The sequence below is a fragment of the Thioclava sp. UBA3469 genome, assembly GCF_002378135.1.
Classification (GTDB): domain Bacteria; phylum Pseudomonadota; class Alphaproteobacteria; order Rhodobacterales; family Rhodobacteraceae; genus Thioclava; species Thioclava sediminum.
The window spans coordinates 1,427-11,121 of sequence record NZ_DFRG01000121.1 but is presented as its reverse complement, the minus strand read 5'-3'; the positions used below and the strand labels follow the sequence as shown (position 1 = coordinate 11,121).

9 protein-coding genes and 2 pseudogenes are annotated in these 9,695 nt (G+C 58.5%); 6 read left to right on the top strand and 5 right to left on the bottom strand.

Going from position 1 to position 9,695, the window contains the following annotated elements:
• Both B3D39_RS09955 and B3D39_RS09950 read right to left on the bottom strand, forming a co-directional pair.
• Positions 1–775: pseudogene (locus B3D39_RS09955) on the bottom strand (DDE-type integrase/transposase/recombinase); the annotation flags it as partial.
• Between the two features lie 17 nt (positions 776–792).
• Complete coding sequence (locus tag B3D39_RS09950) at positions 793–1,026, bottom strand: hypothetical protein (RefSeq protein ID WP_009573530.1); 234 nt, start codon at positions 1,024–1,026, stop codon at positions 793–795.
• Positions 1,027–1,275: 249 nt separating this feature from the next.
• Between B3D39_RS09950 and B3D39_RS09945 the strand changes: the two are divergent.
• A pseudogene (locus tag B3D39_RS09945) lies at positions 1,276–1,455 on the top strand (DDE-type integrase/transposase/recombinase); the annotation flags it as partial.
• 98 nt (positions 1,456–1,553) lie between these two features.
• Here the strand turns inward: B3D39_RS09945 and B3D39_RS09940 are convergent.
• Both B3D39_RS09940 and B3D39_RS09935 read right to left on the bottom strand, forming a co-directional pair.
• Positions 1,554–2,420: a LysR family transcriptional regulator gene (locus B3D39_RS09940; RefSeq protein WP_009573532.1), complete on the bottom strand. Its 867-nt coding sequence runs from the start codon at positions 2,418–2,420 to the stop codon at positions 1,554–1,556.
• Positions 2,417–3,412, bottom strand: a complete 996-nt coding sequence (locus B3D39_RS09935) for an NAD(P)-dependent oxidoreductase (RefSeq protein ID WP_038147407.1) — start codon at positions 3,410–3,412, stop codon at positions 2,417–2,419. The genes B3D39_RS09940 and B3D39_RS09935 overlap by 4 nt, the downstream gene beginning before the upstream one ends.
• Positions 3,413–3,545: 133 nt before the next feature.
• Between B3D39_RS09935 and phnC the strand changes: the two genes are divergently transcribed.
• The 3 genes from phnC to phnE are packed head-to-tail and all read left to right on the top strand — an operon-like array spanning position 3,546 to position 6,061.
• The gene (phnC, locus tag B3D39_RS09930) at positions 3,546–4,313 is read left to right on the top strand and encodes a phosphonate ABC transporter ATP-binding protein (protein WP_231886304.1); all 768 of its coding nucleotides are present in this window, start codon (positions 3,546–3,548) and stop codon (positions 4,311–4,313) included.
• Between the two features lie 23 nt (positions 4,314–4,336).
• Positions 4,337–5,212, top strand: coding sequence for a phosphate/phosphite/phosphonate ABC transporter substrate-binding protein (gene phnD, locus B3D39_RS09925; protein ID WP_009573550.1), 876 nt, complete (start codon positions 4,337–4,339; stop codon positions 5,210–5,212).
• A 24-nt stretch (positions 5,213–5,236) separates the two neighbouring features.
• Positions 5,237–6,061, top strand: coding sequence for a phosphonate ABC transporter, permease protein PhnE (gene phnE, locus B3D39_RS09920; protein ID WP_009573551.1), 825 nt, complete (start codon positions 5,237–5,239; stop codon positions 6,059–6,061).
• A 557-nt stretch (positions 6,062–6,618) separates the two neighbouring features.
• On the opposite strand, the gene B3D39_RS09915 is transcribed toward phnE, so the two are convergent.
• Positions 6,619–7,074, bottom strand: coding sequence for an IS5/IS1182 family transposase (locus B3D39_RS09915; RefSeq protein ID WP_009573552.1), 456 nt, complete (start codon positions 7,072–7,074; stop codon positions 6,619–6,621).
• A gap of 363 nt (positions 7,075–7,437) precedes the next feature.
• On the opposite strand from B3D39_RS09915, the gene B3D39_RS09910 reads away from it, so the two are divergent.
• Together B3D39_RS09910 and B3D39_RS09905 are read left to right on the top strand one after the other, a co-directional pair.
• Positions 7,438–9,072 (top strand): Mu transposase C-terminal domain-containing protein, encoded by a 1,635-nt coding sequence (locus B3D39_RS09910; protein ID WP_156102975.1) that lies wholly within the window; start codon positions 7,438–7,440, stop codon positions 9,070–9,072.
• Positions 9,032–9,695, top strand: a 664-nt coding sequence (locus tag B3D39_RS09905; protein WP_286789643.1) for a TniB family NTP-binding protein, incomplete at its 3' end; no start/stop codon positions are given. The genes B3D39_RS09910 and B3D39_RS09905, both read left to right, overlap by 41 nt.

Sequence of the window (9,695 nt, the reverse complement as noted above, 5' to 3'; positions counted from 1 at the left end):
TGCGCGCATTCTGGCTCAGGTTGTGGTCGATGATCGCGAGCGCGATGCAGCGTTCAAGATCCGCGAAGCTGAGCCGTGCCCGCGCTTCCGAGGCATAGTCGCCCCGATCCGCGATGGAACGCCCCGTCTTGCCCGGCAAAGCCCGCAGCGCCGTGTTCACTTTCCCCAGCAGGCGTTCGACGACTCCGCCCCGATGCACGGTGCCCTTGTTCCGCATGCGAATGGAAATGCCATAGTCCGCGCATCCTCTGCTGAAGGTGCTGCTTTGGAATTCCTTGGCGGAATCGACGACGATCTGCTTTGGGCGACCGTGCATCGGCCAAGCATGATCGATACTGCGTTCTGCCAGCCAGTCAATCTTGCAGCACATCGCGTGCGCCAGACAAAGTGCCACAGACAGTCGCGACGGCCGCTCGAGGGTCAGGCAGAAGCCGATGATCGCGCTCGTCGCCACATCGGCAGCGATGGTCAGGTATGGCCGCCCGACTAAGACACCGTGGTCATCAATAACCTCGACAAACTGGATGTCTGCCGGCGTGTGATCGATCTGGACAACGTCGAGCGCGTGGTTAGCCCGGATGTAGCCCGGTCGCGGCTTCAGCCGGTGCAGGTGTTTACTATCCGACAGGCGGCGGCGGGCAATTTCTTCCGGGGTGAACAGGATGGGAATGCGCCGGGCGACAGTGACATAGGCGGGCGGAGTGTGCCCTTCCTCTGCGCAGCGGGTGCGGATCTCTTCAACGATCGGTGCAAGGTCCGGCTGCTCCGGGCGCAACCACATCTCCCGCAGGGTCACCGCGATGATGTTCTCGACTGCGGGGTTGATCCTCGGTTTAGCAGTCGCACGATGGCTTTTGTGTTGACCGTCGCTTCCAGAACGATCTCGTCCTCCACATTTAGCCGCTTTGCAAATTTCAGGATATGCTCGCGCTCAAGCTCCAGGCGACCGGCATCCCTGATCTTGCCGTTCTCCAGGATCGCCACTTGTGCGAAGGTACGATGCACATCGAGGGCAATGATCTTCATGATTGGCTCCTTTCAATGTTCAAAAACAAGGGAGCCAGCGGGCCACACGACAACTACGGATCCGCGCTCGCAGCGCAACCGGGCAAGTCGAAGGGGCGGCCAGATAACAACTCGAGCTCTCAGCTCATGAGATACTTCGGCCTGCCCGCCATTCGTGCTCCCAACACCCCAATCCCGGTGGGTCAATTCTAACCCACATCGAGGTATTATAAACCTCCGATTGGGGTGCCGAGATCATTCATGCCGGATAACAACATCGTTGAGCAGGATCACCGAGGCGTAAAACGGCGGATCAGGCCGATGTTGGGCTTCAAGTCATTCAGATCAGCAACTGCAACTTTGGACGGTATAGAAACGGCACACATGATCAGGAAAGGAGAGTTGGGAAGTGGTTGCCCCTTCGAGATCTATGCCAGTCTTGCCGCGTGACGCGCAACCGAGGAAGCGTCTTTCTTGGCCACACTGAACTTTGCGACGGAACCCCCTCTGTGACTAGCGCGTCGATCCAATCTATCCGGGTAGGGTCGTCAGTCGGACTCAAGTAGAAACTTGAAAAGCCGGGCCGCTGGGCCGGTCTCGGCGCTTGATGTGATTTGCGCGATGAAAAACTGCTTTCTCAAAGGCATTCCTTCGAGCCTTGCTCGTGCCAGCGAGCCCGAAGCAATTTCGCCTCGCACCGCCGTCTCCAGCACGATGGACGCGCCCAGACCGGCGGCCACGCTGCGCTTAACTGCCTCGGTCGAGCCCACATTGCCGATGGTGTCGACATCTTCTGCTTGGGGCCCTAGTGCTTCTGTCAGAAGGGTGCCGGTCCCGCTGCCGCGCTCGCCGCCCAGCATCTTGAGCGTCTTGAGTTCGGCAAAGCTGATCTCTTCGCGCGTGGCAAGTGGATGATCGCTTGGCAGGATGACGATCATTTCATCGCTGAGCCAAGGAGCCACCGTTACGGCGGGGTGGGAAATTGGCCACTCCATCGCGGCGATGTCGATCTCTTCGGCCAGCAACATCTGCGCAACGCGAGGGTTTGGGGCTGAGATGACCTCCCATCGCATCTGCGATGATGTCTGTTTGAGAAAGGATGCCAGCGCATCCGGCATGAAGTATGATGCGATGTTGCCGCTGCACCCGATCTTGAGCGACTCGGATAAAACGGCGGCCTGTGCCCTTTGAGTGGATGTAAGAATCTGCTGTGCATGTGGCAGGAGTCGCAGCCCGGCGTCGGTCAGGCGGCTGCCGCTATGGCTGCGCTGGATCAAGGGCGCGCCTAAGTCCTCCTCCAATTTCTTGATATGTTGCGACAGGGTAGGCTGCGCGATGCCGATCCGGACGGCGGCAGTCTGGAAGCTGCCGAGTTCGGCCAGCGCGACGAAGCTTTTGAGAACAGTCGGGTTCACGTCTCGAGCACCTCGGGATTGACGGCGTGGCGCGGCCGCTTGCCAGAAAGAAAGGCGATGATCTCATCGGCGGCCTCGGCTGCAATCTGGCGGCGCACCTCGCTGACTGCCGATCCGATATGCGGTGTCAGAACCGTTTGGTCACAGGCGAGGAGCGCTGGATGAACTTGCCTTGGCCGATCCGGGCGATGCCAATCCTCCATCTCGAACGTGTCCGCGGCATAGCCGGCAAGGCGGCCTGTGTTCAGCGCCTCCACGACGGCGGCCTCATCCACCAACGATCCGCGCGCGGGATTGACCAGATAAGCCCCTTGTTTCATCGCTGCTAGAAAAGATACATTCACGATGTGCTTGGTCTGGTCCGTCAATGGCAGCGCAAGGATGATGAAGTCAGACAGGCGGGTGAGATCATCGAGCGGAGCGTACTGCGCATCGAGAGCTTTTTCCGTCGTGGGGTCGAGGCGATTTTCGTCGAAGTAGATGCGCCGGCCTCGAAAACCCGAAAGGAGCCGCATTGTCTCGCGGCCCACTGCACCGCCGCCGATGATGCCCACGGTCGCGCCTTGCAGGCTGCCACCATAAAAATTGGGCCGCCACCCGGCGAACGTTCCTGACCGTAGATGCGCGTCTCCCGCACGCATGTTCCGTGCGAGCGCAATGCTGAGGCCAATGGCCAACTCGGCCGTCGGCTCGGTCAAAAGGTTCGGAACATAGGTCAACAGCACCCTGGCATCTGTGCAGGCCCGCTGATCAAGATTATCGAAGCCTTTCAATGCGCCGGCAATAATCTTCAATTTGGGGCAGGCGTCCAGAAATGGGCGGTCGACGCACTCGGTCATGAAGGCCATCAACGCCGATGCATCCGCGCAAGCCGCACGCAATTCGTCGTCGGCGAGTGGATCGCGCCCCTCGCTGGTCACGACATCCCCGTGCGCTGAAAGGCGTGCCAGCGTCTCATCTTCGATCCAGTTGGGCACTACAATTTTGACCATTATCCAACATCCTTAGCTGCGATTTTCCAATCACTAACAGCAAGGAACATATATCGCAATATGTAATAAAACTGTCATATATATTGCGTATCAAAGAACTAACAGAAGGAGAATCGGTGCGATGGATGGGTCAATGAGTATTATGGGACGTGATATTCTGAGCGTCGACGATGTCGAAGTCGTGTACCCGAACGGCACACGCGCACTCAATAAGACCACCTGCCAATTCATGGACGGGGAAGTGACCGTCCTTCTTGGTCCGTCGGGCGCCGGTAAGTCTACGCTTCTTCGCACTCTCAACCTGCTGACCCAGCCAAGCGCAGGACATATCGTGACATCGGCGGGCCAGCAGTTGAAGTCGCGCCGCGATATCCGGTTTCATCGGCGCGACACCGCCATGATCTTTCAGCAGCACCAACTGATCGGCCGCCTGAGCACTCTGCGCAATGTCCTCATGGCGCGTCTCGGTCGCCATTCTGTCTGGAGCAGTTTGGCAGGCTTTTCGCGCGCCGAGAAACACCTTGCGCTGGAATCTCTCAGCCGCGTGGGCCTCTTTGACAAGGCGCTGACACGCTGTGACAGCCTTTCGGGTGGCCAGCAGCAGCGCGTCGGCATTGCGCGCGCGCTCACGCAGGAGCCAAAGCTGATCCTCGCGGACGAGCCTATCGCATCGCTCGATCCAGCATCTTCGGACCGGGTGATGAAAATCCTCCGCGACGTATGCCGCGAAGACCGAATTCCCGTCATTGTCAGCCTTCACCAACTCGATTTTGCCAAGGCCTATGCCGATCGCATCATCGGCCTCTGTGATGGTGACATCGTTTTTGACGGACCGCCCTCGGCACTGGATAACGCCGCGCTGTCGCGCATCTACGGCGCGCCGGCCGATACGACCAACTGATCTTTCAACTCTTGGAGACTGCCATGAAGAATATCGCAACTCTCACCGCCATGCTGCTGGCCTCAACAGCCGCATTCGCAGCAGGCGATTATGATCCGGACACTTTGCGCGTCGCGCTGCTTCCTGATGAAAACGCCTCGACCGTGATCCAGGATAACAAGCCGCTGGCCGCGTATCTTGAAGAGAAGCTCGGCAAGGATATCGAACTGATCGTCACGACCGATTACTCTTCGATGATCGAGGCGATGCGCTTTGGCCGCGTGGATGTCGCGTATTTTGGGCCGGCCTCCTACACCATCGCCAAGGCCAAGATGGCGGATGGCGATCTGGACATCGAGCCGTTCGCCGCGCGCGTGACGGATGGAAGCACCACCTACCAGTCTGTCCTCATTGCCAATGTCGAAAGCGGTATCGACTCGATCGACGATATCGAAGGGTCGGGCATCGATGTGGCTTTTGGCGATCAGGCATCCACCTCGAGCCACTTCGCGCCGAAATACACGATGATGCTCGAAGGCGTGACGGAGGGCGATGACTATACCCAGAACTTCACGGGCGCGCACGACGCGGTGGCGCGCAACGTCGAGCTGGGCAATGCCGCTGTCGGCGGTCTGAGCCGTCCGATCTACGAGAGCCTGCTGGCCAAGGGGTCGGTTGATGCATCGAAGCTGATTGTCATCGGTTACTCCGCCGATATCCCACAATATCCTTGGGTTATGCGCACCGACATGACCGAGGCGCTTGAAGACTCAATCAAGGACGCCTTCCTGACGCTGGAGCCAGGGACCGACGCGGGCGATGCAGTCCTGACGCCGTTCAAGGCCGACGGGTTCGCAGCAATCACGGATGCCGACTACGACATCATCCGTGACATCCGCAAGAACCTGCAAGCCGACTGAGAATGCCCGAACTAGGAGACCGCCATGACCCGCCTCTTGACTGCCCAGCCTGCGCTGACCAACGCTGAAGATGTGCTGGCCGAGGACAGCAAGGGGCGGCGAAAGCTGCTCCTTCAAATCGCCGTAGTCGCCGCGATCGTCATTGTATCGCTATGGATGACCGGGATGCTAGATCGGAGCCGGTTGACCAGCGGCTTGCCGGCTATCGGTATCCTCGGCACTGAGATGTTCCCGCCGGATTTCGGCCGTTGGCGCGACTGGGTAGGACCCCTTGTCGAGACGCTGGCTATGTCTATCGCCGGCACGGCGCTGGCGGTCGCTCTCTCTTTGCCACTGGGCTTCTTGGCCGCACGGAACACATCGCCCAACAAGGTTATCTACCAAGTCTCGCGGGTCGTCCTGAATACGCTTCGCTCGATCCCAGAATTGATCATGGGTATAATTTTCGTTGCAGCTGTAGGGTTTGGCATGTTGCCTGGTGTTTTGGCCCTTGGCCTCCATTCGGTTGGAATGGTCGGAAAATTCTTTGCGGAGGCCATCGAGCACGCGCATCCTGCACCGATTGAAGCGACCGAGGCGTCAGGAGCCACGTCAATGCAAGTCATCCTGCATGGCGTCCTGCCTCAAGTCTTTCCGCAATTCGCAGATGTGAGCATGTATCGCTGGGAATATAATTTTCGAGCCTCGACCGTCATGGGTATGGTTGGTGCAGGCGGTATCGGCACTGAGCTCGTCGGCTCGCTCCGCCTTCTGGACTACCCACAGGTGTCAGCGGTTTTGCTGGTCATCCTCGCCTGTGTGACCGTTGTGGATATACTCAGCAATATGCTCCGTGCGAAGTTCCGGTGATTTAAGCAGATGCCAAGGTGATTTGCTCGAACAATGAGCCATCACCTCAACGGTTCAGTTTTCTTTCATGCCAGCTTGTTGCATGGGTCAAAATATGGGTGCAGGCGCCCCTTTCCCCGAACGACTATGCGGCACGTTTGAAGACCGCATGACCGAGGCGGGTCATGCGGTTGAGGGTCTTTGTGGCGCCCGATCTGGGCTTCGACGAGGGCTCTGCGATTGTATCCCGTTGCTGACTACCCTGCCATTCGGCCATGCTCGGCGATATGCTCTATGTGAGCGTTGCGCCCATCGCGTAGGCCGGGAACAGCGGTAATTAGTGGCGGGATGGTGATCTCGACATCGGGTCAGAACTTTTGGGTCAAGCAATCGGAAACTACGGTGCCATCATAAGCGGCGTCCGCCAGAACGCGGGTCACCTAGCTTGCGATCCCCACGATGAGGTCGGGCAAGGCGGTTTCGTCGCCGATCTGGTCTGTGGTCAACAGTGAGGCGACGATCTCACCGCTGTCCGGGTCATACCCGATGTGCAGTTGACGCCAGGATTTGCGGGTCTTTCACGTGCCATGCTTTTCGTCCTGCCAGCCCGAACCGCGATGGATCTTCAGGCCTGTGCTATCCACGATCAGCGTGGTGGGGCCACTGGATTGTGGCCTTTCGTCCACGACCGAGAGGTCAATCGCCCGCCGCGATAAGGTCGAGAAGTCTGGAACCGGCAACTCCACGCCCATCAGTCCAAGTAGCGACCGGACGAACTCTTGGGTCTGATGCAACGGCTGGTGAAAGATCAGCCCCCGCGTCAGACACGTCTCAATCGCGAAGTCCGAATATTTTGGCTGACCACCGCGACCCTTTCGCTTCGGCGCTGACCATCGCCCGGCAGCCCCGGCCTCAAGCCAGATCGTAACGTCTCCGCGACGGCGCAGAGCCTCGTTGAAATCCGACCAATTCGTCACCGTGTATTTCGCCTTGGAAAACTTATCGCGTCGACCAGCGTTGAATATATGCGGCATAGGGCGCTACCTTGAGGATATCAGAACCGGCGTCTTCGCCAAAATCCGCGACCCATGCAACAAGCTGTCAAATCACCACACCAAGATCACTCAGCGCGCGAAATCCCTTCGGAATGTCCGCATTATCACGCAGTTCCAGCACGAGGTGCGGGTCGCTTTCGCAAGCAGCCAAGGCACGGAAGACAGCTGTCCATTCGATTTCCCCTTCCCCCGGGGCTGTCGCGTAGCCCTTAATTGTGGGATGAAAAATCCAACGAAATCAACGGCTGTGCTTTGCCCTTAAATATGAGATTTTGCCTTTAATTCCGATATTTTTGCCCTTAAACCTGAGACAGGGTTCGCAGCTTCGTATGGCAAATATTGATGGATGATGATCGCGAAGACTCCGTTGCCGCTGGTGCTGAGGAGGCGCGCAGGGCGGCCGTTCTGCGTCCGCTTGTTCATGCATATCTCAAAGGAACTGGCAGTCTGGAAAGTGGCATCAATGATGCTGTTTGGGAGCTTGGTGTCAGCAGGGCGACTGTCTGGCGCTGGATAAAGCGTCTGGCCGAAGAGGGTGGGCGCACCAGCGCTCTGGTACCGCGGAAACGGGGCCGCCCGACTGGTACAACCTTGATATCCGGCAAGGTGGAAGCGGTGATTGAAGAACATCTTCGCCGTTATTTCTTAAGGCGGGAACGTCCAAGCCTGTCGCGCGTCGTGACAGAAATTCGCAGCGCGTGCTGGCAGCAGGGCTTGCAACCGCCGACACGTCGGACGGTTCAGCGCAGGCTGGATGCAATAGATGCCCGCGAAATTGCCAAGGCACGCGAAGGCGCAAAGGCGGCCCGCCAGAAGTTTGCGCCGGTCGTAGGCGACAACAAGGCAAACCAGCCACTGGAGGTCGTGCAAATCGACCATACGCCTGCGGACATCATTCTCGTCGACAGTTTTGAACGCCAACCAATTGGGCGGCCTTGGGTCACGCTGGCGATCGACGTCGCAACGCGGATGGTGACCGGATATTACACCTCTCTCGAGGCACCTTCGCGTCTGTCGGTGGCGCTTTGCCTGACACAGGCTGTGGCCCCCAAGGCGGAACTTCTGGCGGAATTGGTGTGCAATGTTCCTTGGCCCGCGCAGGGTAAACCGCATAGGATCCACGTCGATAACGGGCGCGATTTCCGGTCGCAAGCCTTTCGGTCGGCATGTGCGGAATGGGGGATCGATCTGGTCTATCGGCCGCCAGGCAGTCCTCATTTCGGAGGGCACATCGAACGATTGATCGGCACGATGATGGGGGCCGTGCACCTGTTGCCTGGAACAACGCAATCCTCGGTCGTGGCCAAGGGCGACTATGACGCCGAGGGCATGGCCACGATGACCTTAAGCGACTTCGATCGCTGGTTTGCTCTGGAAATCTGCCGCTACAACAACAGCATTCATTCAAGTCTTGGCTGTACGCCCGTCGCCAAATGGGAGGCACTCTCAGCGGAAATGATGGGCGACATCCCCTTCGAGATGGAAGCTTTTCGGGTGAGCTTCTTGCCGAGCGAACTGCGTAAGGTCAGGCGTGACGGCATCCATCTGTTCCAGATACGGTACTGGTCGGATGCTCTTGCAGGCCACATTGGGCGCGGCGATGGGAAGGTGGTCGTTCGCTACGACCCTCGCGATATCTCAATGATCTGGGTCGAATTGGACGATGGCCGATATGTTGAGGCGCGTTACAGAAACTTGGAAATTCCGCCCGTGCCGCTCTGGGAATATCGCGAAGCCATGAGGAAGGCCCGTGCCCTTGGCAAATCCGGGTCCAATGAGTTGGTCTTGGCTGAGCTGATCCGACAGCAACGCCAGATCGAGTTTGAAAGCCGGGGCCTAACGAAGGCCGAACGCCGATCCCGTGAAAGAAAAGGGACATTGGAGGGCACCAACTCGGCTGTCTCGAAAACCGAAGGGCTGCGCCCGATCGACACGGGTGATACATCGCGCCCATTGTTCAAAGTGGAGAGATGGTGAATTGAGGGCAGGGACAACAGAGGAAGACGGTCGGATCGCCCTCATTCAATCGGATATCTGGATCGGCTTTCCGCGGGCCGAACAAGTTCTGGACCGTTTGCAGTGTATGATCGAAGCGCCAAGGCAAACCCGTATGCCTGGCCTTCTTGTGCATGGCGCATCCGGGATCGGAAAGACGATGATCGCCCGCAACCTGTCGCGCAGATATGCACCGGAATATGACCCAGCATCGGGAATTACGCGAACGCCGCTCTTGCTGTTACAAGCACCGCCAGCTCCCGACGAACGGCGGTTCTATCTGCACATCCTGGCGTCCGTCGGGGCACCGGCCACGGCACTGGGCGCGCGCGCTCAAAATGTGGCCTCCCTCGAAGTCCGTGTTGTTGCGCTTTTGCGCGACCTTGGCCTGCGGATGATCATGATCGACGAGGTCCACAACCTCTTGGCCGGGACCCACCGCGAACAGCGACGCTTTCTCAATGTTCTTCGTTATCTCAGCAATGAGCTCGAGGTGTCACTGGTCTGTCTTGGGGTCAGCGAGGCCGTCGACGCCATCCGTGGTGATATCCAGCTTGCCCGACGGCTGGACGAACATCACTTGCCAAACTGGCGCGACGATGCCG

Coding starts and splice junctions, on each gene's coding strand:
- B3D39_RS09950 (WP_009573530.1), bottom strand. CDS start 1,026: ATGAAGATCATTGCCCTCGATGTGCATCGTACCTTCGCACAAGTGGCG.
- B3D39_RS09935 (WP_038147407.1), bottom strand. CDS start 3,412: ATGGTCAAAATTGTAGTGCCCAACTGGATCGAAGATGAGACGCTGGCA.
- phnC (WP_231886304.1), top strand. CDS start 3,546: ATGAGTATTATGGGACGTGATATTCTGAGCGTCGACGATGTCGAAGTC.
- phnD (WP_009573550.1), top strand. CDS start 4,337: ATGAAGAATATCGCAACTCTCACCGCCATGCTGCTGGCCTCAACAGCC.
- phnE (WP_009573551.1), top strand. CDS start 5,237: ATGACCCGCCTCTTGACTGCCCAGCCTGCGCTGACCAACGCTGAAGAT.
- B3D39_RS09915 (WP_009573552.1), bottom strand. CDS start 7,074: ATGCCGCATATATTCAACGCTGGTCGACGCGATAAGTTTTCCAAGGCG.
- B3D39_RS09910 (WP_156102975.1), top strand. CDS start 7,438: ATGGATGATGATCGCGAAGACTCCGTTGCCGCTGGTGCTGAGGAGGCG.